The following is a 20,673-nucleotide window of genomic DNA, read 5'->3' as shown; positions in this document are numbered from 1 at the left end:
TTTATACGTTCGAAATTTTATTTAATAAGTCCTGTATGCACTGCAATTGGCATAGCTGCAAAAAGTAACGCGATGATAATTGAATACCATACGCCAAGCCCTTTAATAAGCGGAGTGTACTTTTTGTGATTCCATCCCAATGTCTGGAATGCAGAAGCGAAACCATGTAATAAATGGTAAGCTAAAGATGCCATTGCAAGGACATATAAAACCACGATCCAAACATTTTGAAAAGTCTCTCTCATTACTGCGAACAAATCTTCATGTCCATTTGAATCTGTTGTCGGGATACCTGTAAAACGAGATACTATCCAGAAATTAGATAAATGCACAATCAGGAAGATTAACAATAATGTTCCTAATAATCCCATTGAGCGGGAGTACCATTTACTATTTGCATTTCCATCATTCACTGCATACTTTACCGGACGGGAAGCCTGATTTTGAAAAGTCAGACGAAGCCCCTGCACAATGTGCGCAAGCAAACCAACCATCAGTATAACTTCTGACCCTCTGATTAACCAGTTTGTAGCCATGAAGTGAGCACCAAGATTGAATGTTAATCCACCGTCATTCAGAAATATCAACGAATTGATAAAGCAATGCACAATTAGAAATAAAATAAGAAACAGGCCGGTGATACCCATTATTAGTTTTTTTTTTTCCCTATAGACGAGGAAAAAAAGCGTTTCCGAACTAGCCATTAGATTTATATTTTTGAGTTCTATTCCTGCAAAAGTATTTAATAAATGACTTAATTTATACAAGAATTCCAGTTAAAATCAATAAATAAACTATTTAGAAACGTTCTAAGTTTTATGCTTTTAGAGGGTTATTGTACAAATTACACGAATTCTGGGGCATAAAAAAAACGGGAAGCGATGTTGTTGCTTCCCGTTAGAAAATCTTTAAAATTTAAAGCTATTTATATCCGGATTTTTATTTTAGTTAAAGCTAAAAGTATAGTTTCCATTAGGTCCTACTCCCGAAACAGTTGTTTTTCCGTTTTTAGAAGTTGGCAAAGCAGCTTCAACGTCTTTCGCACTGTTCACAGGTTTACCATTGATACTTGTTACCAGCAATCCTTTAGGAATATCAAGGTTATCAAAAGCCTTACCCGGCTCAACAGCTGTCACAACCACTCCATTTTTAGCCCCAAATTTAGCTTTCACCTCAGGTGAGGCAGGCGCAAAGGAAGCACCCAGCTTACTCATTGTTGTTCCAGTAGTTTTTGCAGCTAAAGTAGTTTTCGCTTTATTTAAACTCTCATCACCTTTCAAAGTAACATTCACATTCTGCTCTTTTCCATCTCTGGAAATAGTCAGCTGAACTTTATCACCAGGGCTCATACGACCGATCTTTTCTTGTAGATCCGGAGAAGCAAACACCTCTTTACCTTCTACCTTTTTAATAATATCACCTTTTTTAATTCCTGCCGCAGCACCACCACCATTTGGCATGACATCATTTACATATAAACCAGAAACGTCTTTAATTTTCAGGTTGTCTGCTGCATCAGCATTCAATTCCTGGAAAGTAACTCCAACATAACCGCGTTTCACACTTCCATATTTTTTTTGAAATCTTCAAGAATCTTTTTAGCAAGGTTTACCGGAATAGCAAAACCATAGCCTTCATTAGTTCCTGTTTGAGAAGCAATCGCTGCATTGATACCAATCAGCTCACCGTTCGCATTCACTAATGCACCACCACTGTTTCCAGGATTAATTGCCGCGTCAGTCTGAATATAGGATTCTATAGCACTGTTAGTTCTTGCAGGTGCTTTTCCAGTACGCTGATATTCTTCATATTCTTCTTCAGTAGGCTGCTGATCTCTGTTTAAAATACCGATTGAACGTGCTTTAGCACTTACAATACCAGCAGTTACAGTAGTCTGCAAATCTAATGGAAAGCCTACAGCCAATACCCATTCCCCTACCTGAACGTTATCAGAGTTACCCATTTTTACGACAGGTAAATCCGTCGCATCAACTTTAATTAAAGCCAGATCTGTATTTGGGTCTCTGCCAATTACTTTAGCGTCAACTTTACGGCGATCAGATAAAACTACCTGGATCTTCTCTGCATTATCTACCACGTGATTGTTTGTAACGATATAACCATCAGGCGTTAAAATCACTCCAGAACCAGAAGCAGCTCTTGGTGCACGTGATCTTCTACCGCCTCCACGGCCACCGAAAAACTCTTCCATCATATCCATCGGAGAACCTGAGCCTCCTTCTGAACTTTCAGACTTAAAAGTTGTTCTGATATGTACTACTGCCGGAGAAACCGCTGCTGCTGCCTGTACAAAATCCACGGCTCCCGTCGAAGAGATGTTTGATGGATTACTTGCAAAAAGAACATTTTGCTTTTCAGCCAGCGTCAGTCCGCTTGTATTACGTTCTAACATTTTATAACCGCCAATTGCTACTGCACCTCCAATGAATGCAGCTAAAACTATTAATGCTATTTTTTTCATTAGTTTGTTAATTTATTAATTAATGGTATCGAAGCTTGCGTGAGCTTAAGTTTATTCCTTAATTTGAGCAAGTTAGCCCATGCAGGTTTCATTTGTGTGTAATATTTAATTTCCTTTGCCAATACAATTCAAATTTAATACCAATACAACGATATTTGTGTCACCAAAGCATCCCTTAATTGTTAAAAAATGTTAAATACCAAATCCATCGATCGATCCGTTAAAACCTCATTTCTACAAATACCAGGGAGCAGGCAACGATTTTGTTTTAATCGACAACCGCCGTCAAACATTTGAATATAAGGATAATAATCTTGTTCACCAACTCTGTGACAGGCGTTTTGGTATCGGAGCTGATGGTTTAATGCTCTTGCAAAACCATTCAGAATACGATTTTGAAATGGTTTATTTCAACGCTGACGGAAACTTGGGCAGCATGTGCGGAAACGGAGGAAGATGTATTGTCGCCTTTGCTAAACATTTGGGTATCATAGATACTCAGACTAACTTTTTGGCAGTAGATGGCCCTCATTATGCCAAAATTACAGCGAAAGGTGACTGGGTTGATTTGCAAATGATTGATGTCCATCAAATCGGTAAAGATGGCGACGCCTATGTTTTGAATACTGGCTCTCCGCATTATGTAGAGCAGGTTACAGCATTAAAAGAAATGGATGTCTATAAAAAAGGCATAAAGATCCGCAACAATTCTACCTACAAAAAGAAGGGATCAATGTAAATTTCGTAGAAGACAAAGGCGATCATTTATTTGTCCGAACTTTTGAACGTGGTGTAGAAGATGAAACTTTTGCTTGCGGAACCGGGGTTACTGCGGTTGCACTGGCTATGGCCAAACATACTGGAAAAACAGGCAGCCAGGTTACCGATATAGAAGTACTGGGTGGAAATCTTCGTGTTGGATTCAATTATGACGGCAATGAGTTTACTAAAGTATTCCTTTGCGGCCCTGCAGAACTTGTTTTTGAAGGAGATATCAAGCACATTTAAGCAGAGAATTAACCCTCTGCAAGATGAATGCTAATTCTCTGCGAGATGGGCAGCAATGCCTATTTTAATTTCTCCAAAAGTAAAACCCTTTCCCAGATGGTCTCTGATCGGCGCAAGGCTCATGGTCTTCAAATCTTTAATGGCCTGAAGAATATTATCCAGTTTTTTGCGCCCTAAGATATCTTGAGCAGAAATCTCCTGTAAAGCTACATAATGGGCAAGGTGCCCTTCTATAGTTCCCATCACCATCTTTCGCTCTTCAGCAATTTCAATGATGCTCTTGCCTTTCAAAAACAGCTCCAGAGAAACCACTTTGGTATCTTCTTTTGGTGCTTTAGCAACAGCAGGTTTTTTCGACCTTTCTTTTTTAGCCGTAAAATCCAGTTTATTCGGCATTGCGTAAACCGTTTTCATCTGTGCTTCACGTTCTTTCTGATTCAATAAAGAACCAACGTCGGTTTTCGTGAAATCTGTTCCATTGATCGTGGCCTGCAATAGCCCGGTAGCCTTTCTTATCTTCTTAAATTGCTCATAAAACAATGATTCCATTTCCAGCAATTCAGTTAGAAAAGCCGTTACCTGCTTATCTTGTTTAACTAATTCCATTCGCTCAAAAATCCGTTTGGAAAGATCCAGGATCAGCGGATTAAAATAATTCTCCGCAGCGGTAGTTCTCACCAGCAGGTTAGCCAGTCCTTCTTCTGACTGATCATTACTTAACCTTTGAATCTGCGCAAGGAATTTATTTGCATTGGTCTTGATCTCACTGAGATCCTTTAACAAAAGCTGAGCCCACTTTACGTGTTTTTGTTTCGCAGATTTATTGATATCCTTACTATAAGAATGAACATGCTCATAGACATAGTTATCAAGTGGCGTCAAATCGAAACAAGTCAACAGGTAACTTTTCAGGAAAGCTTCACTTTCCTGTACGATCTGTGCATTCAGCTCTTCTTCTTTCTGTTTGTTTTTTGAAAACTGTGACACATTCTGATCCTGTTTGATCCCTGTTCTGGAAATCTGAGAAGTCAGCACCAGCCCATCCAGCGAACGCAAACGTGACAGTGCCACATAAATTTGTCCGGGAGCAAAAGCATTCCCAATATCAATAATAGCCTTATCAAAAGTCAGACCCTGGCTTTTATGGACGGTAATCGCCCAGGCCAGTTTGATTGGATACTGAATAAATTTACCTATTACTTCTTCTTCAATCTCATTGGTAACCTTATGATTACTATATCTTATATTTTTCCAGGTAAACTTCTCCAGAACGATCTTTTCCCGTTCCCCTTCTGTTTCTACTTCTATAGCATCGTTCCTAAGACTAATAACAGTTGCGATTTTTCCATTAAAATAACGGCGTTCTCCACTCTGATCATTTTTAATAAACATGATCTGGGCACCCAGCTTTAATTCCAGCGAGTTCTCTGCCGGATAAGAATTTTCAGAAAACTCATCTTCTACAGTAGCCTTGAAAAAATAAGAATCTCCGCCAAGTTCTTCCAGGCTCTTCTTATTTAAAGTATCAGCACGCTGATTATGAGTAGTCAGTGTGATATATTTATCCTCTTTTGCCGGTTCAAAACCAGCTTTATAATATTTTTCCAGCAGGGCGATGTCCTCTGCCGTGATTTCGTTATTTCTGAGGTTATTTAATAAGTTAATAAATACAGAATCGGCCTGCCTGTATATTTTCTCCAGCTCTATATAAACCGGTGGATTGTGATACAATGCATGGGCATCAAAGAAATAGACGCTTTGATAAAACTCGCCCAGAAGCTGCCATTCATTAGATTTCACTACCGGGGGCAACTGATGCAAATCTCCGATAAACAGAACCTGTACCCCTCCAAAACTGGCATTATTTTTTCTGATATAACGCAGAACCATATCAATCGCATCCAGTAAATCTGCACGCAGCATACTTACTTCATCGATAATCAATAATTCAAGATCCTGAAATATTCTTCTTTTGGTCGTGTTCATCTGTAAGTGACGAACAATAGACCTTGGCGTATTATACTGCTGATTAACAGGCTCTACAGTGGGTTGCTTAGGCAAATAAGTCCCAAATGGAAGCTGAAAAAGCGAATGAATTGTTACCCCCGAAGCATTAATTGCAGCAATCCCTGTAGGAGCCACAATAACTGCTTTTTTATGCGTCAGTTCAATTAAATTTCTCAAAAAAGTAGTCTTCCCGGTTCCTGCCCTTCCCCGTAAGGAAGATGTGCCTTGAAGTGTAATTGATAAATTTAGCCGCTATCTCAGCAGGGTTGTATTCAGACATATCTTGCACCAATTTTGAAATGCAAAGGTACTAAAGCTTTCCAGAAACTAATTAATCAAAAGTTTATAGCCCTTGCCATGTACATTTAAAATCTCCACTTTAGGGTCTTCTTTCAGATACTTACGGAGTTTGCTCAGGAACACGTCCATACTTCTTCCGTTAAAGTAATTATCATCATGCCAGATACTTAGCAACGCTTCTTCACGTGTAAGGACCGCATTTTGTTTTAAACAAAGTAACTGTAACAGCTCAGCCTCTTTGGTTGAAAGTTTCTGCTGTTGTCCATTGTGCTGAATGAGCTGTGTGGTATAATCAAAAGTATAACTGCCTATCTGAAACTGTGACTGAACAGGTTCAGTGACCTTTGTTTCCTTTGCAGACACCCGTTTCAATAAAGCATTGATTCTTAGCAATAACTCTTCTATACGAAAAAAAGGTTTAGTAATATAATCATCCCCTCCTAAATCATAAGCAGAGGCTTTATCTTCCATCATTGCTTTTGCAGTAGCAAAAATAATAGGAATATTTTCATTGGTCTTGCGGATCTCTTTACCTAACGCAAATCCATCCTTTTTTGGCATCATTACATCCAGGATACATAAATCGAAAGCCTGTTTATTAAAAGCCCGCAGGCCTTCTTCGCCATCTGCACATAACACTACATCAAATTTACCCTTTAGCTGTAAATAATCTTGCAGCAACATTCCCAGATTAGGATCATCTTCGACCAATAGAATTTTCATAAGCGCTTATTGTTTTTTAATGGCAATGAAGCTTGCTGGAGCTTGCAGCTGCAGCAGGTTTCTTCATGTTATTTTAGGGGTATAATTATTTCAAATAATGTTCCTTTATCCTTCTCACTCTTCACCTTGATTGTGCCGTTCATCTGTGTAACGATGTCCAGTACATAATTCAAACCTAGCCCAATCCCTTTACATCATGTAAATTTCCGGTAGGCACGCGATAAAACTGATCAAAAGCACGCTTACACTGTTCCTTTGTCATTCCAATACCTGTATCTTCCACATCTATATAAAGATTCTTACCGGAATTCCTTGTGCTTAATATAATTTGAGGCGGCCCGATACTGTACTTATTCGCATTATCTATTAAGTTATAAATTACATTTGATAAATGCAGCTCATCTCCGATTACTACCGAACAGGAAGCATTCAGGTTTAAAGTCAAAACAGCATCCCTCTTCTGCAACTGCAAACTCATACTATCTGCTACAGCGGCAACCAGTTCGTTCATATCAACATCTTCTGCCTCTAACTTCAGTTCCTTTTTATCTAGTTTTGCAATGCTCAGCACACGTTCGATATGATTGCCCAAACGAACATTTTCATCATATATAATGCTTGCAAGCCTTCCTATCCGGGCTTTATCTTCCAAAATCTCAGGATCTCTAAGCGCTTCACTGGCGCAATCATAATCGTAGAAACCGGAGTTTTGAACTCATGAGTCATATTATTAATGAAATCAGTCTTCATCTCCGCAATCTTTTTCTGTCTCAATATTGCATACAGCGTATAAGAGAAGATAGAAATCAATACAATCAATAGTCCTGCGGACGAGGCCATCGTTACACCCAGATTACTGAATATTGCCTCATTTTTATTCGGGAAGCTGATATACAGCATTCCCGGATCTCTGATGACATCATTACTGAAAAGCGTAGTTTTATAGGTATTGGAAGGCAATATCTCACCTGAAATGGAAGATACTTTACGAAACAAAACAGAATCGTTCACTACACTTTTCAACCAGAAATTATAATCCAGATTGATGTTTTTATTATTCAGCTCTGCGCGCAATAAAGTATCCAATGTGGCTTTTGAGATCCGCTCAGTTAATGGAACAGCGATCTGGCTCATTTCTTTAGCTGCTGCTTCCAGGACATTAAAGCTTCGTTCATCTAACAGACGGACAGTATCTGCCTGTAATTCTTTTAAAGCATAATTCCGTCTTCTGGTTGCGATTTCATCTTCTACTTTGAATTTGATACGCATATCCCCATTCAAACTAGGCAGAGAAACTCTTAAAGGTCTGCTGTCATAACGACTATATACAAGGTAACGGATACTATCTGGTAATTTTGTCGGCTCTATATCAAAAGTTTTAACAGATCCGATTTTGAAAGTTTTCTGTACGTTGCTTCCAACCATATTCAGGTTCGCATCAAAACCAACGTTAACATCCACGTTCAAAGGTGTACTTTCCTGGTTCGCGAGATTATAAAAGTCAGTTTCAGAGATTATAGTCGGACTCAGATACATCTTTCTGATCATTGCATCCTGATAATTGAGTTCATCAATCATCTGCTTACGCTGATTATATTTCCTTTTCCGTTCTTCTTCTTTATATTTCTGATCCAGATCTATTAACTGACGTGTACGGTCACGGCGTTGATTTTCCAATTTAATCTGCCATTCCATACCTTTCTTATTGATATGGGTTACCGCATTTAAACGCTGCACCTTATCGGCTACAGAACTTAAGACCTGATTTACTTCTTGTTCGAAAAGCTGGTTTTTAAGTCTGTAGGCTTCCCTGATGTAATACAATTGCATTACAAACACGCCAAGCAGAGCTATGGTCATGAGGGCAGTGATTAGCCAAAGACTTCTTTTCTTCATTATTGAAAATCAAAAATAAGGAAGAGTGACGCAATAAGTTCTATTTTAACAATATTTAACACGAGTGGTTTAATATTTGTTACACAGAAAAATGAATTTCATCAAAAACCTGTTTAAATACATCTTCTTTATTTTTTGCTGGCAGGAGCATTTATGCTGTTCGTTTTTAGTTTCGCTGTAAAAAGAACGCCAGAAAATAATTATGCGGATTTAGGAGGGTATATTAAAAGACAGTACGAATAATTACTTCCTGGAGAGAACAGCCTCCTACTCAAAAAAGGAGCTGCTCTTGGTTATATTCTGGATCGTTTAGACCCTTTATGGAAAGAAAAAATCACTGAAAGTCCTGCGTACAGGGGGCATACTCAATATGAGATTTTAAAATCCCGCTATTAGCACAAAAAAAAGTGCCGGGAACTGATTCCCGGCACTTTCATACAATTTGTTTCCTATAAAAAAGATCTTTTAAAATGGCAAATCATCTTCTTCTCCCGGTGCACTGTTTAAATCTGCAGGGGGAGCATATTGTGGAGTAGAAGCCGCAGCACCACTATTAGTTAGCGCATTGATACGCCAAACTACTAAACTATTGAAATAAGAAACTTTTCCCATTTTATCTGTCCACGGACGACCGCGCAGATTGAAGGAAACTTCAACATCATCACCAGTTTTTAAGCTATCAAATAAAGCAGTTTTATCTTGTAAAGCCTCGAACCTGATATATTCAGGATAAGTTGGGTTTTCTGCATATTCAATAATGAGATCACGCTTTTTAAAAGTCTCACTCACCTGCTGTAATGCACCAATTTCGTGCACTTTTCCTTTTAATTCCATAACAATAACTCTTTTATTCTACTTACTAGTTCAAATCTCTATATTATTATTGATAACTTAGCACAATAATTATGCAAGTTTTCCACAACAAAAGTAAGGTTATTTTAACCTGTAACAAAAGACTTTCGCCTTATTTGGTAGAAGAGGTAAAAGCGCTTGGCTATGAAATCGTAAGAGATTTCCCTACGGGAGTTGAGCTTAATATCACTCTGACAGAGTGCATTAAACTGAATTTAAACTTAAGATGTGCCAGTCAGATTTTATACTGTTTAAATAGCTTTAAAGTCAATAATCCAGAAGAATTGTACCGTGAACTGGTAGACATGCCATGGGAAGATCTGATCGATTTTTCAGGCTATTTCTCGGTTACTTCTAACGTAGATAATCCAACGATAACTACCCCGCTTTTCACCAATCTGAAAGTTAAGGATGCAATCGTTGACAGAATAAAAGACAAAAGGAATGCGTCCGAATTCAGGTTCAGATGCTAACAAAACTGTCGTCCACCTATACTGGAAAGACGACGAAGCAGATATTTTCATCGATACTTCAGGAGAAACTTTAGCTAAACACGGTTATCGTAAAATTCCTGGAAAAGCACCTATGCTTGAAGCCCTTGCTGCAGGTGTGGTAATGAGTACTAACTGGGATCAGAAATCACCATTTATCAACCCGATGTGTGGTTCCGGAACTCTGGCAATTGAAGCTGCATTAATTGCGACAAACAGAAGACCTGGATTGTTCCGTATGAATTATGGCTTTATGCATATCATCGGTTATGATGAGGAAGTATTCTTTGCTGAACGCAGAATCCTTAAAGAACAGGTGATCAAAAATATTGATTTACAAATCGTAGCTACAGATTTATCTGAAGATGCAGTTGATATCAGCCGTAAAAATGCACAGACAGCAGGTGTAGATACCTTAATTACTTTTGAAGTTTGTGATTTCGCAGACACACAGGTTCCTGAAGGCGGAAAAGGTGTAGTTGTATTTAATCCTGAATATGGTGAGCGTTTAGGTGTTCACTCTCAACTGGAACTGACATACAAACGTATTGGCGATTTCTTAAAGAAAGATTGTAAAGGTTACAGTGGTTATATTTTCACTGGTAATCCTGATCTGGCTAAAAAAATCGGCTTAAAAGCATCACGCAAAGTTGAATTCTACAATGGTAAATTAGATTGCCGTATGATGGAGTATGAATTGTATGATGGTACACGCAGAGCTGAAGACGAAAGACCTCAGCCTAAAGAACAGGCACCTAAAGAGGAAAACCAGGAAGATTAATCCTGTTTTAAAGCAGGTAATGATATAAAAGACCTGTAAGCCCGGACATTCCCTAAAAGGAAAAAAAATGTCCGGGCTTACAGGTCTTTTTTTATGGATGTAAAGCTCACTGTGACAACAGGGACGGGTAGTGATCGGGTTGACGTTTATGTTGGGAAGGGGGTTGTAAGGCCAATGGCCTTACCAACCCCTTCCCAACATAAACCCATTACACATGTTTTACACATCCTGTGGCTTATTCATATATGCTGATTGAATTACCCTTCTATACCCCTATCAGGAATATATTTTTCATTTTGAAATCCGCGCATTCTTAATTTACGTTAGTTAGGTCATTATGTATGCTTAACTCATTTTTATGAAAGACGTCCTGGATCTAAAACCAGAAATTGTAGCAGCAAACATCAGGAAAATCAGAGAATTCAGAAATTACACTCAGGATTATCTTGCCGCCAAACTGTCAATTTCTCAAAATGCCTATAGCAAAATTGAACTGGGCTACAGCAAGCTTACTGTAGAAAGATTATTCCAGATAGCAGCCATACTGGATGTGAGAGTCATGCAGCTGATAATTGTAGATCATAGTCATGGTATTAACCTTAATCAATTAACCGAATAACCGGGAATATAATATCTTTGTTTCATGCAAATGGACTTGGATACTATAAAAAAAAAAACGATCAGCTTTGTAAAAAAAACACTTGAAGGAGCCGAAGCAGGTCACGACTGGTTTCATATTGAAAGGGTTTATAAAACAGCCTTAAGCATCAATACAAAAGAAGATGGTGATTTACTGATTGTCACTCTTGCCGCGTTATTACACGATATCGCAGATAGTAAATTCAATAATGGAGATGAAGAGATCGGCCCCAGAGTTGCAGGCGATTTTCTGAAAACAATCGGCATTGCCGACCACATTATTCTGCAAGTACAGCAAATCATCAAAAACCTGAGTTATAAAGCAAGTCTTGGCAAAATAGAATTCTTTTCTAAAGAACTGGATATTGTACAGGATGCAGACAGGTTAGACGCTATCGGTGCGATTGGAATTGCAAGAGCGTTCACTTATGGTGGATTTAAAAACAGGGTGCTCTACGACCCCGAAATCCAGCCTGACCTGAATATGAGTAAAGAAGTCTATAAAAATTCTACTGCCCCAACCATCATCAACCACTTTTATGAGAAACTTCTTCGCTTAAAAGATCTGATGAAAACCAAAACCGGAAAAGAGCTCGCACTGCAAAGACATCAGTTTATGCAGCTTTATCTGGATCAGTTTTATTCAGAATGGGAAGGTTTAAGCTAAAATAATTAGCAATTAAATACTATATTTGTTAGTAAATATAGTATTATGTCTGAACGTCTTAGAGAAAAGCTAAATATTCTGGCGGATGCCGCTAAATATGATGTATCCTGTTCATCAAGCGGTGGGAATAGAAAAAATGATAATAAAGGACTGGGAAATAGTCATATTTCTGGCATCTGTCACACCTATACAGAAGATGGCAGGTGTGTTTCTCTACTCAAAATCCTGCTGACCAATCATTGTATTTTTGATTGTGCATATTGTGTCTCGAGGAAAAGCAATGATATCGAAAGAGCCGCCTTCACTGTAGAAGAAGTAGTAGAACTCACTATGAATTTTTACAGAAGAAACTATATTGAAGAAGGTCTCTTTTTAAGTTCGGGGATTTTCAAAAATGCCGATTTCACCATGGAACGTTTACTGAGGGTTGTAAAAAAACTCAGACTCGAAGAACGCTTCAACGGTTACATTCATCTAAAAACAATTCCGGGAGCAAGTGAAGAACTCATTATGGAAGCAGGTATGTATGCAGACAGAATGAGTATTAACCTGGAAATGCCAACTGAGAGTGGCCTTAAACTCCTTGCCCCTGAAAAAAATCATCAGGAAGTGATCCGTCCATTAAATTTTATTCAGAATCAGATGGTCAGATTTAAGGAGGAACGTAAACTTATTAAAAGCACTCCAAGATTCGTTCCCGCCGGTCAGAGTACGCAAATGGTTATCGGCGCAACTCCCGAAACAGATCAGGAAATCATGCAGACCGCAGATAAATTTTATCGCAGTTTCTCTCTGAAAAGAGTTTACTATTCGGGATACATCCCCATAAGCAACGATAAGAGACTACCCATGATCGGCTCTCAACCACCGCTAATCAGAGAAAACAGGCTATATCAAACTGACTGGCTGATGCGGTTCTATGGCTTCCACGTCAATGAGCTCCTCAACGATTCAAATCCACATCTGGACATTGATATTGATCCAAAATTAAGCTGGGCCCTGCGTAATTTACAGCATTTCCCTGTTGATATTAACATTGCTGCTTATCAGGTTATTCTCCGCATTCCGGGAATTGGGGTTAGTTCTGCAAAAAAAATCGTGCAGGCACGTAAATTCGGAAAATTACGTATTGATCAGCTTAAAAAAATCGGAGTGGCTTATAACCGTGCTAAATATTTCATCAAATGTGCAGACAGCCCATATCAGCTTAAAGATTACCAGGGGAACCAGATCAAATCATTTATACAGGCTGAAAGTCAAAGTAAATATCTGAAATATGACACCGCCCAGCTTATTCTTTTTTAAATGTATATCTATGTATTCGACGGAAGTTTTGAGGGCTTGTTGTGTGCGGTGTTTAATTGGTTTTGAACGCAGACCCGGCAGCATAAAACTTCAAACAGCAGCTACTTTCCAGCCGGATGCTTTTACACCTTGTCTGCATATAGCCAGCGAGCGGCAAAAGGCAGATCGGGTTTGGAATGGCTTACAATCAAAGTTATCCAAAGCTGCAATCCGGAATTTTTACTGTACTTATTTATCAGAGCTCGATGAAGGTTATACGGCATTATTAGAATTTGCCTGTTATCTGTTTACAGAGGGGGCAGCAATAGAAAAAAACTATGGCAATCCTTATGTTCTTGCCCTAAGCAAAATAGCCAGAAAAGTAGAAAGGGAAAAACATCGGATGGAAGCTTTTATCCGCTTTCAACAAAATGCAGATGGTATTTATTATTGTGGAATAGACCCGGATTTTAATGTTCTGCCATTAATTGCAGCACATTTCAAGAACCGGTATGCTGATCAGCAATGGATCATTTATGATCTTAAAAGAGATTATGGTTTGTTTTACGATCTTCAGAAAGTGAAGAAGAAATAAATATAAATTTTAATCGGCAGCAGCAAATGAAAGACACATCAGGCTCCATCTTATCAGAAAAAGAGGGCTTTTATGCTGTACTTTGGAAAGACTATTTTAAAAGCACAAATATTGCAGCCAGAAAAAATACTAAATTACATATTCAGCATGTCCCAAAAAGATACTGGAAATACCTTACTGAAAAACAACCTGATCAGGATTGATCAGATGAATAAATTAAAAATTATCTTGTAAATTGCCTCTATGAAGTTAAGTGTCCTTGTTCTAATTACCGCCCTCGCAGTCGGCCTGTCTATCGGGCTGGTAAATTTTCACTTCCAGCAAAGCTGGTATTTTATGCTTGTCTCTTTCGCCGTGTCGTTTGTGACGAGTTTTATCATGTTTTACTATCTCTTGGAAAAGTATATCTATTCCAAAATCAAACTGATCTATAAACTGATCCATAATCTTAAATTGGGTAAAGACCTGAAAGATGCATTAGGCGAATAATATGTCAGTACTGATCCAATTAATGATGTGGAACATGAAGTGAAAGAATGGGCGGGAGCAAAAAAACAGGAAATCGACCTGCTTAAAAAACAAGAACAGTTCAGAAGAGAGTTTTTATCTAATGTCTCTCACGAATTTAAAACCCCTCTTTTTGCGATTCAGGGCTATATAGAAACTTTACAGGACTGTCTTTTAGACGACCCTGAAATGGCCGTTAAATTCCTGAAAAAAGCGGAAAAGAATGTAGAACGCCTGAGCTATCTGATCAATGACCTGGATGCAATCTCCAAACTGGAATCTGGCGAAGTACCTATTGATTACCGGAAATTCGATTTTGTCCTGCTCGCCAAAGAGGTCATGGATGCCTTAGAGGATAAAGCCGGTAAAAGATCTGTTCAACTCTCCTTTAAAGAGAAATATATGCACCCTGCATTTGTAAATGCAGACCGTGAAAAAATCAGACAGGTGATGATTAACCTGATTTCCAACTCCATTAAATATGGAAAAGAGAACGGATCTACTGCAATTAAGATATTTGAACTGCATGACCAATACCTGATTGAAGTCACAGACGATGGAATTGGAATTGATGAAAAACACTTGCCAAGACTCTTTGAACGTTTCTATAGAATAGACTCTCACCGATCAAGAGAAGTGGGCGGAACAGGCCTGGGACTGGCTATTGTAAAGCATATTCTGGAAGCGCATCAACAGATTATATCGGTTAGAAGTACCCTTCAGATCGGAACAACTTTTGCGTTTACATTGCAAAAAATCGGTTAAGATTTAAAGAAATATTCCTTTTATGTTAACACTTAACACTAACTTAACATTGCGATCCTACTTTTGTAACCATATCTTATAGTTAACATGAATAATATTTTTAAGTTCTTTACACCAAAAGACAAAAAATTCCAACCGCTGTTTGAACAAGCCGGAAGTAATGTATTGAAGATCTCAGAAGCACTTTTTCTTGCTTTAAGTACCAAAGATCTGGAAAAAAAAAAAATATATAAAAAGAGATTGAACGTCTTGAGCACGTTGGTGATGATATCACTCACTCTATCTTCTTAGAATTAAGTAAAAACTTTATCACACCTTTCGACAGGGAAGATATTCATGCATTGGCAAGTGCAGTGGATGATATTGCAGATTATATTCATGCTTCGGCAAGTAATATAGAATTGTATAACATCACGAATATCGGTGATGCCATGATTAAACTGGCAGAATTACTGGTTGAAATGTGTACAGATTTAGATAAAGCGATCAAAGAATTGAGAAGCTTTAAAAACATCCGTGTCATTGCTGATGCTTGTGTGCGTATTAATAGTGGCGAAAATCAGGCGGACTACGTTTGTAATATCGCAATTGCAAGGTTATTTGAATTTGAAACCAATGCAATTGAACTGATCAAACAAAAAGAAGTTCTTCAAACACTTGAAATGGCTACAGATAAATGTGAAGATGCAGCAAATGTGTTGGAATCTATATTGGTTAAACGCTTAAAATTCAACGAAATGCTTACACCCTTATTGATCGTCGTAATTGTACTGGCTATCGGTTTCGATTATATCAATGGTTTTCATGATGCAGCCAATTCTATTGCAACGGTTGTATCAACAAAAGTACTTACTCCTTTTCAGGCAGTACTCTGGGCAGCACTTTTTAACTTTGCTGCTTACTTCTATTTTACAGATCACAAAGTTGCAAATACTATAGCTAAAACGGTTGTAGAGAATTTTATCACCCTCGAGGTTATCCTCGCCGGACTGATTGCAGCTATCACCTGGAATTTATTTACCTGGTGGTATGGTATCCCTTCGAGTTCATCACACACCTTAGTTGGTGGTTTTGCCGGAGCTGGTATGGCTAAAGCAGGTTCACTGGGTTTCGGAATCATGTCTGCAATCAACCTTGCTCCGATTCTTAAAATCATCGCTTTTATTGTTCTTGCCCCTGTTATCGGGATGTTTATATCGGTGATCATTTCGATCATCTTATTACATCTTTCTAAAAATGCAAGACCATCAGTTGCGGAAAAATGGTTCAAGAAACTACAACTGATCTCTTCTGCAGCACTAAGTTTCACACATGGTGGAAATGATGCACAGAAAGTAATGGGTATTATCTATGTGGCCATGGTTGCTGCCAAAGTCTTAAAGACAGGCGATACGATGCCAGAATGGATTCCATTTACTTGTTATGCAGCGATCTCTTTAGGTACCATGAGTGGTGGATGGAAAATTGTAAAAACAATGGGTTCAAAAATCACGAAAGTAAATGCTTTTGAGGGCGTAGCAGCAGAAACTGCAGGTGCGGTAACTCTTGGAATCACAGAACACTTTGGTATCCCGGTTTCTACGACACACACCATTACAGGTTCAATTGTTGGGGTTGGTTTATTAAAAAGAGTTTCAGCAGTAAGATGGGGAGTAACGGTAAGTCTGCTATGGGCATGGGTATTAACCATTCCGGTTTCAGCATTACTGGCTGCAATCATCTTTAAACTGGTTGACTTTTTCTTTCCAGGTATTGGAGCTGTCTAAACAGAATTAACATCATACAAAAAGCCCCTGAATTTTACATTCAAGGGCTTTTTATTTTTTAAAATGAAACGGTGTAACTCACCCGGCTTTCCTTATTTTTAGGCTGTTCCCATTTCGGGCCCTCTTTAATCAGCCGAACGGCTTCCTCATCAAATTCTTTATTAATCCCTTTAGTTACTTTCAGGTCAGCAGGCTTTCCTTCGCTATCTACCAAAAAGCTTAATTCAACCAGTTTGTCCCCTGTACCACGCAGTTTATTGTGGTCATTCAGGTAGGTGTCCAGATTTACCCATCCGCCTATCGGAGTGGAAACAGAGGGTATTGCTATAGAAACAGCTGCATCAGCTACTTTCCCCATCAGAGGCTCTGCTGCTGCCGGAGCAGCTTTACTCATTCTGCGCATCGCCTGTACAGGAACCGTGGCACTATCTATTTTAACAGGTGCACTTTGTGATCGCATAAGGCTGAACAACTCTATCCATAGCAATTTCTGCCTGTATTTCTTTTTTAGGGTTTACCTGTCCGGCAACTACTGTTTTTTCTCTTTTTGCAGGAATGTTGGCCGCATAAATATCGTTTTTAGCAGAATCTATAACTGCCTGACCAGCTAAAGGAGCAATATTTACTTCTACCTTTTTAGGCTGATTCTTTGCCATTTGTTCCCTTTTCTCCCTATCCTTCATAAAGAACATGATACTCACTGAAATAAACATAACTGCAGCCGCCGCCGCAACACTTAAACGCTGCCAGGTAAACACGGTTTCCTTCTTCGTTTCCTGTTGCTGTGCAATACGCTCGTATAGCTGTTTTTGAAGCAGAGATACAGTTTGTACAGCTTTCCCGCGGGACTCACTTAATCCAGCCAGCGCCTGTGCAACAAAAGGATCTTCGAGAGCCTCCTTTTCAATCTTGTGCATAGCTTTGCTATCAAGCTTACCATCCAGGTAATCTTAATCTTCCAGTAATTCTATATCTAACCAATCGTTATTCACTGCTGTTTTTCTCTATACAAATTTTCAAATTTCGTTTCCCGTTTTGGATGTAGCTCTTGACTTTAACCATTTCATAACCGGTTAGCTCTGCCACCTCTTTATAACATTTCTCCTGGAGATAGAATAAATCAACACTCTTGCGCTGCTCTTCGGTCAGGGTCTCCATACACTTTTCCATAATGGTCAATTGCTTTTCTTTGGTATCGTCTATATCCAGATGCACAAAATCGGTATTTTCCACAAAAGTATCATCAATTGATACCGTATTGTTTTTTGCTAACTTCCTCAATGCCATTAAACAATGATTTCTGGTTAGCACATGCAGCCAGCTTTTGAAGTTCTGCACTTCATGGATCTTCAGTTTGACGACGAGTTCTTCAAAGATCTGCATAACCGCATCTTTACTAGCTTCTTCTTCCTTAAAATAATTAAGACAAACCCCATAAACAAGGTGCATATACCGGTTAAAAGCATTCCCAACGCATCCAGACTTCCTGTACTTTTGTACCGTAAAAGAAGGGCTGCATCATCAAGATCTTTGATTCCTGTTGTATTTTTTATAAATTTTCAAGGTGTGTATGAAGGAAAATTCTTTTCAAGTATAAAAATATTTTCCTAGAATACCTTAAAAATCATCAAAAGGATATGATTATCAAGTGATAAAATCAATAATCATCATTTAATGGCTGGAAATTTGCTTACTATTGGTTTTACACAAAATCATGAATAAATTTAAATTAGTATCTCTGGCTGTTGCAGCCATTGCGTTCAACAGCTACAATGCAAAAAGTCAATCACTTGGAAGCATTTTAAAGAAAGTAAAATCTGCAACAGAGACTAAAACACCAGCAAATCAGTCATCAGCTACAGCAACTACTTCTACAGTCGTTAAACCAACAACCTCAGAAATCGGTACCGGGATCAAACAAGTATTAGAAGCAGGGATTTCTAAAGGTGCAGATCAGTTATCACTAAAAGATGGTTTCTTAGGAAATATGGCTGTTAAAATTTTATTCCCTCCAGAAGCACAAAAAGTCGAGAAAACATTAAGAAGTATCGGTCTGGGTTCTCTGGCTGATAATGTAGTCACAAGTTTAAACAGAGCCGCAGAAGATGCAGCGAAAGAAGCTAAACCGATATTTGTTTCTGCAATTAAACAAATGACCATTACTGATGCCACAAATATTTTATTAGGAGGTGAAAACTCAGCAACTGAATATTTTAAAAAAGCAACTACAGCACAGCTGATGGAAAAATTCAAGCCTGTGGTTAATGCGAGTTTAAGCAAGGTTGGAGCAGCAAAATATTGGGGAGATGCAACGGGCCAGTATAACAAATTACCTCTGGTTAAACCAGTAACTACAGATCTTACAGGTTACGTAACTCAAAAAGCAGTAGAAGGTATGTTTATTCAGGTTGCACAGGAAGAATTGACTATCAGAAATAATTTAGGCGGCCGTACCACATCAGTACTTCAAAAAGTATTCGGATACGCCGATCAGAAAAAAAAATAAAAAAGCCAGAAATAAAGGCTACTTTTATGCAGAACAATTACGAATAACATACAAGTATATTGGATTTTAAAGATTTTAATTTTAACCCTGATTTATTAGAGGGTTTATTAGCAATGGGTTTCAGAAATGCAACCCCTATACAACAGGAAGCAATTCCCCTCATCTTAGCAAAAAAAGACTTGATAGCGTGTGCCCAAACGGGAACAGGGAAAACAGGAGCTTATTTGCTGCCGGTTATGAATATGATCAGCCAGACGGAGAACCGACATAATAATACACTTATTCTTGCCCCTACACGTGAACTTGCACAGCAAATTGATTTGCAGGTTGAAGCTCTTTCTTATTTCACAAATATCAGTTCGCTGACCGTATACGGAGGTGGTGATGGTATTGCCTATGAACAGCAGAAGCGCAGTATGCGTGAAGGCGTTGATATTATCATTGCTACACCAGGAGACTTATTTCTCATCTTTCATCTGGATTACTCAAACTGGATCAGTTACAACATCTTGTTTTAGATGAAGCTGACAGAATGCTTGATATGGGTTTTTACGATGATATTATGCGCATCGTAAGTTTCCTTCCTGAGAAAAGACAGACTGTATTGTTTTCGGCTACTATGCCTCCTAAAATAAGAAAGCTTGCGGGCACTCTATTAAAGGACCCTGAGCAGATCAGTATTGCAATTTCAAAACCAGCAGCAGGAATTAATCAGCAGGCTTATATCGTACATGATACCCAAAAGGTAAAATTACTGACAGAGCTGATGAAAAATGTGGACTTCCCAAGTATATTAATCTTTGCTTCAACTAAAGAAAAGGTTAAAAATCTGGGTAAGGTTTTCCGTGGACTTGGATTTAAAGCAGAAGCTTTTCACTCAGATCTGGGACAGAAAGAAAGAGAAGCTATTTTATCAGAGTTTAAAAATAAACGTGTTCCTGTACTCATTGGAACAGATGTATTATCTAGAGGTATTGATGTAGAAGGAATTTCACTGGTTATCAATTTTGATGTGCCTCACGATCCGGAAGACTATATTCACAGGATTGGCCGTACAGCAAGAGCTGCAACTACCGGTACTGCGATTACATTAGTGAACGATAAGGATAAACGTAAGTTTGCGAACATTGAGAAGCTGATTGACAAAACTATTGACAGAATGCCTTTACCTGAACATTTGGGCGAAGCACCTGTAGAAACAGCGGCTACAGCATCTTCAAGATCAGAGCATAAAGACAGAAAAGCACCCCAGCGTAAATTTTGGAAAAAGAAACCAAAAACAGAAGGTTCGGCTCCAAGAGCTGAAAGCGCTCCAAAGGCTGAAAATGCTGCGCCCAAGACAGAAGGTTCTGCTCCAAAAGCTGAATAATATTAAGAAGCCGTTTATTTTCAAATCGGTTAACG

At 38.5% G+C, this 20,673-nt stretch carries 20 protein-coding genes and 5 pseudogenes; 13 read left to right on the top strand and 12 right to left on the bottom strand.

The genetic code is table 11. The annotated features are described in order from the left end of the window. Window positions 1–17: 17 nt before the first annotated feature. The 3 genes from ACWYN3_RS30710 to ACWYN3_RS30700 all read right to left on the bottom strand — a co-directional run bounded on the left by ACWYN3_RS30710 (window position 18) and on the right by ACWYN3_RS30700 (window position 2,482). Entirely contained in the window at window positions 18–647 is a 630-nt protein-coding gene (locus ACWYN3_RS30710; protein ID WP_456217690.1) for a succinate dehydrogenase cytochrome b subunit, read from the bottom strand. A 297-nt stretch (window positions 648–944) separates the two neighbouring features. Further along, window positions 945–1,562 (bottom strand): PDZ domain-containing protein, encoded by a 618-nt coding sequence (locus tag ACWYN3_RS30705; RefSeq protein WP_456217689.1) that lies wholly within the window; start codon window positions 1,560–1,562, stop codon window positions 945–947. Further along, on the bottom strand, window positions 1,559–2,482 hold the full coding sequence (locus ACWYN3_RS30700) for a S1C family serine protease (protein ID WP_456217688.1): 924 nt from the start codon (window positions 2,480–2,482) through the stop codon (window positions 1,559–1,561). The genes ACWYN3_RS30705 and ACWYN3_RS30700 overlap by 4 nt, the downstream gene beginning before the upstream one ends. A 211-nt stretch (window positions 2,483–2,693) precedes the next feature. Between ACWYN3_RS30700 and dapF the strand changes: the two are divergent. Continuing rightward, window positions 2,694–3,490, top strand: a pseudogene (dapF, locus tag ACWYN3_RS30695) (diaminopimelate epimerase). Window positions 3,491–3,520: 30 nt separating this feature from the next. Here dapF and ACWYN3_RS30690 read toward each other — a convergent pair. From ACWYN3_RS30690 to ACWYN3_RS30665, 6 genes are all read right to left on the bottom strand, one after another. After that, window positions 3,521–5,674: a helix-turn-helix domain-containing protein gene (locus ACWYN3_RS30690; protein ID WP_456217687.1), complete on the bottom strand. Its 2,154-nt coding sequence runs from the start codon at window positions 5,672–5,674 to the stop codon at window positions 3,521–3,523. A gap of 150 nt (window positions 5,675–5,824) precedes the next feature. Then, complete coding sequence (locus ACWYN3_RS30685; RefSeq protein ID WP_456217686.1) at window positions 5,825–6,520, bottom strand: response regulator transcription factor; 696 nt, start codon at window positions 6,518–6,520, stop codon at window positions 5,825–5,827. A 68-nt stretch (window positions 6,521–6,588) separates the two neighbouring features. Next, complete coding sequence (locus tag ACWYN3_RS30680; RefSeq protein WP_456223210.1) at window positions 6,589–6,663, bottom strand: hypothetical protein; 75 nt, start codon at window positions 6,661–6,663, stop codon at window positions 6,589–6,591. Between the two features lie 32 nt (window positions 6,664–6,695). Further along, window positions 6,696–7,172: a sensor histidine kinase gene (locus tag ACWYN3_RS30675; protein WP_456217685.1), complete on the bottom strand. Its 477-nt coding sequence runs from the start codon at window positions 7,170–7,172 to the stop codon at window positions 6,696–6,698. Next, the gene (locus tag ACWYN3_RS30670) at window positions 7,151–8,416 is read right to left on the bottom strand and encodes a hypothetical protein (protein WP_456217684.1); all 1,266 of its coding nucleotides are present in this window, start codon (window positions 8,414–8,416) and stop codon (window positions 7,151–7,153) included. Before ACWYN3_RS30670 ends, ACWYN3_RS30675 begins: the two co-directional genes overlap by 22 nt. Before the next feature lie 465 nt (window positions 8,417–8,881). Beyond that, window positions 8,882–9,250, bottom strand: a complete 369-nt coding sequence (locus ACWYN3_RS30665) for a DUF3127 domain-containing protein (protein ID WP_068404163.1) — start codon at window positions 9,248–9,250, stop codon at window positions 8,882–8,884. A gap of 71 nt (window positions 9,251–9,321) precedes the next feature. On the opposite strand from ACWYN3_RS30665, the pseudogene ACWYN3_RS30660 reads away from it, so the two are divergent. From ACWYN3_RS30660 to ACWYN3_RS30620, 9 genes and pseudogenes are all read left to right on the top strand, one after another. After that, window positions 9,322–10,540 (top strand): annotated as a pseudogene (locus ACWYN3_RS30660) (THUMP domain-containing class I SAM-dependent RNA methyltransferase). Between the two features lie 358 nt (window positions 10,541–10,898). Next, entirely contained in the window at window positions 10,899–11,159 is a 261-nt protein-coding gene (locus tag ACWYN3_RS30655; RefSeq protein WP_456217683.1) for a helix-turn-helix domain-containing protein, read from the top strand. Window positions 11,160–11,189: 30 nt separating this feature from the next. Then, window positions 11,190–11,846 carry an HD domain-containing protein gene (locus ACWYN3_RS30650; RefSeq protein ID WP_456223209.1) on the top strand — a complete coding sequence of 219 codons (657 nt, stop codon included), beginning with the start codon at window positions 11,190–11,192 and terminating at the stop codon, window positions 11,844–11,846. Window positions 11,847–11,891: 45 nt separating this feature from the next. Next, a complete protein-coding gene (locus ACWYN3_RS30645) occupies window positions 11,892–13,151 on the top strand; it encodes a putative DNA modification/repair radical SAM protein (protein ID WP_456217682.1) in 1,260 nt (419 codons plus the stop codon). Between the two features lie 10 nt (window positions 13,152–13,161). Further along, the gene (locus tag ACWYN3_RS30640) at window positions 13,162–13,725 is read left to right on the top strand and encodes a TIGR03915 family putative DNA repair protein (protein ID WP_456217681.1); all 564 of its coding nucleotides are present in this window, start codon (window positions 13,162–13,164) and stop codon (window positions 13,723–13,725) included. A gap of 26 nt (window positions 13,726–13,751) precedes the next feature. Next, window positions 13,752–13,928 carry a DUF4130 domain-containing protein gene (locus ACWYN3_RS30635; protein WP_456217680.1) on the top strand — a complete coding sequence of 59 codons (177 nt, stop codon included), beginning with the start codon at window positions 13,752–13,754 and terminating at the stop codon, window positions 13,926–13,928. A gap of 40 nt (window positions 13,929–13,968) precedes the next feature. Further along, window positions 13,969–14,997 (top strand): annotated as a pseudogene (locus ACWYN3_RS30630) (sensor histidine kinase). 87 nt (window positions 14,998–15,084) lie between these two features. Next, a pseudogene (locus ACWYN3_RS30625) lies at window positions 15,085–15,716 on the top strand (DUF47 domain-containing protein); the annotation flags it as partial. A gap of 18 nt (window positions 15,717–15,734) precedes the next feature. Beyond that, entirely contained in the window at window positions 15,735–16,763 is a 1,029-nt protein-coding gene (locus ACWYN3_RS30620; RefSeq protein WP_456223208.1) for an anion permease, read from the top strand. Between the two features lie 58 nt (window positions 16,764–16,821). Here ACWYN3_RS30620 and ACWYN3_RS30615 read toward each other — a convergent pair whose 3' ends face one another. The 3 genes from ACWYN3_RS30615 to ACWYN3_RS30605 form a co-directional block, all read right to left on the bottom strand. Then, window positions 16,822–17,223 carry an energy transducer TonB gene (locus tag ACWYN3_RS30615; RefSeq protein WP_456217679.1) on the bottom strand — a complete coding sequence of 134 codons (402 nt, stop codon included), beginning with the start codon at window positions 17,221–17,223 and terminating at the stop codon, window positions 16,822–16,824. Continuing rightward, window positions 17,198–17,680, bottom strand: coding sequence for a hypothetical protein (locus tag ACWYN3_RS30610; RefSeq protein ID WP_456217678.1), 483 nt, complete (start codon window positions 17,678–17,680; stop codon window positions 17,198–17,200). The genes ACWYN3_RS30615 and ACWYN3_RS30610 overlap by 26 nt, the downstream gene beginning before the upstream one ends. A 67-nt stretch (window positions 17,681–17,747) precedes the next feature. Further along, entirely contained in the window at window positions 17,748–18,212 is a 465-nt protein-coding gene (locus ACWYN3_RS30605; protein WP_456217677.1) for an RNA polymerase sigma factor, read from the bottom strand. 265 nt (window positions 18,213–18,477) lie between these two features. Between ACWYN3_RS30605 and ACWYN3_RS30600 the strand changes: the two genes are divergently transcribed. The 3 genes and pseudogenes from ACWYN3_RS30600 (at window position 18,478) to ACWYN3_RS30590 (ending at window position 20,638) form a co-directional block, all read left to right on the top strand. Next, complete coding sequence (locus tag ACWYN3_RS30600; RefSeq protein WP_456217676.1) at window positions 18,478–19,269, top strand: DUF4197 domain-containing protein; 792 nt, start codon at window positions 18,478–18,480, stop codon at window positions 19,267–19,269. 113 nt (window positions 19,270–19,382) lie between these two features. Next, window positions 19,383–19,849, top strand: a pseudogene (locus ACWYN3_RS30595) (DEAD/DEAH box helicase); the annotation flags it as partial. Next, window positions 19,832–20,638, top strand: a complete 807-nt coding sequence (locus ACWYN3_RS30590; protein WP_456223207.1) for a helicase-related protein — start codon at window positions 19,832–19,834, stop codon at window positions 20,636–20,638. The pseudogene ACWYN3_RS30595 and the gene ACWYN3_RS30590, both read left to right, overlap by 18 nt. Window positions 20,639–20,673: the final 35 nt, after the last annotated feature.

It is taken from the genome of Pedobacter sp. NJ-S-72, assembly GCF_053890575.1.
The sequence above is the reverse complement of the archived record's forward strand: the minus strand, read 5'-3'. Positions and strand labels throughout refer to the sequence as shown.

Excerpts from the sequence above, each read along its gene's own strand:
- ACWYN3_RS30710 (WP_456217690.1), bottom strand. The coding sequence starts at position 647 with ATGGGTATCACCGGCCTGTTTCTTATTTTATTTCTAATTGTGCATTGC.
- ACWYN3_RS30700 (WP_456217688.1), bottom strand. The coding sequence starts at position 2,482 with ATGAAAAAAATAGCATTAATAGTTTTAGCTGCATTCATTGGAGGTGCA.
- ACWYN3_RS30685 (WP_456217686.1), bottom strand. The coding sequence starts at position 6,520 with ATGAAAATTCTATTGGTCGAAGATGATCCTAATCTGGGAATGTTGCTG.
- ACWYN3_RS30670 (WP_456217684.1), bottom strand. The coding sequence starts at position 8,416 with ATGAAGAAAAGAAGTCTTTGGCTAATCACTGCCCTCATGACCATAGCT.
- ACWYN3_RS30665 (WP_068404163.1), bottom strand. The coding sequence starts at position 9,250 with ATGGAATTAAAAGGAAAAGTGCACGAAATTGGTGCATTACAGCAGGTG.
- ACWYN3_RS30655 (WP_456217683.1), top strand. The coding sequence starts at position 10,899 with ATGAAAGACGTCCTGGATCTAAAACCAGAAATTGTAGCAGCAAACATC.
- ACWYN3_RS30650 (WP_456223209.1), top strand. The coding sequence starts at position 11,190 with ATGGACTTGGATACTATAAAAAAAAAAACGATCAGCTTTGTAAAAAAA.
- ACWYN3_RS30645 (WP_456217682.1), top strand. The coding sequence starts at position 11,892 with ATGTCTGAACGTCTTAGAGAAAAGCTAAATATTCTGGCGGATGCCGCT.
- ACWYN3_RS30640 (WP_456217681.1), top strand. The coding sequence starts at position 13,162 with ATGTATTCGACGGAAGTTTTGAGGGCTTGTTGTGTGCGGTGTTTAATT.
- ACWYN3_RS30635 (WP_456217680.1), top strand. The coding sequence starts at position 13,752 with ATGAAAGACACATCAGGCTCCATCTTATCAGAAAAAGAGGGCTTTTAT.
- ACWYN3_RS30620 (WP_456223208.1), top strand. The coding sequence starts at position 15,735 with ATGCTTACACCCTTATTGATCGTCGTAATTGTACTGGCTATCGGTTTC.
- ACWYN3_RS30615 (WP_456217679.1), bottom strand. The coding sequence starts at position 17,223 with ATGCGATCACAAAGTGCACCTGTTAAAATAGATAGTGCCACGGTTCCT.
- ACWYN3_RS30610 (WP_456217678.1), bottom strand. The coding sequence starts at position 17,680 with ATGCACAAGATTGAAAAGGAGGCTCTCGAAGATCCTTTTGTTGCACAG.
- ACWYN3_RS30605 (WP_456217677.1), bottom strand. The coding sequence starts at position 18,212 with ATGCACCTTGTTTATGGGGTTTGTCTTAATTATTTTAAGGAAGAAGAA.
- ACWYN3_RS30600 (WP_456217676.1), top strand. The coding sequence starts at position 18,478 with ATGAATAAATTTAAATTAGTATCTCTGGCTGTTGCAGCCATTGCGTTC.
- ACWYN3_RS30590 (WP_456223207.1), top strand. The coding sequence starts at position 19,832 with ATGCGCATCGTAAGTTTCCTTCCTGAGAAAAGACAGACTGTATTGTTT.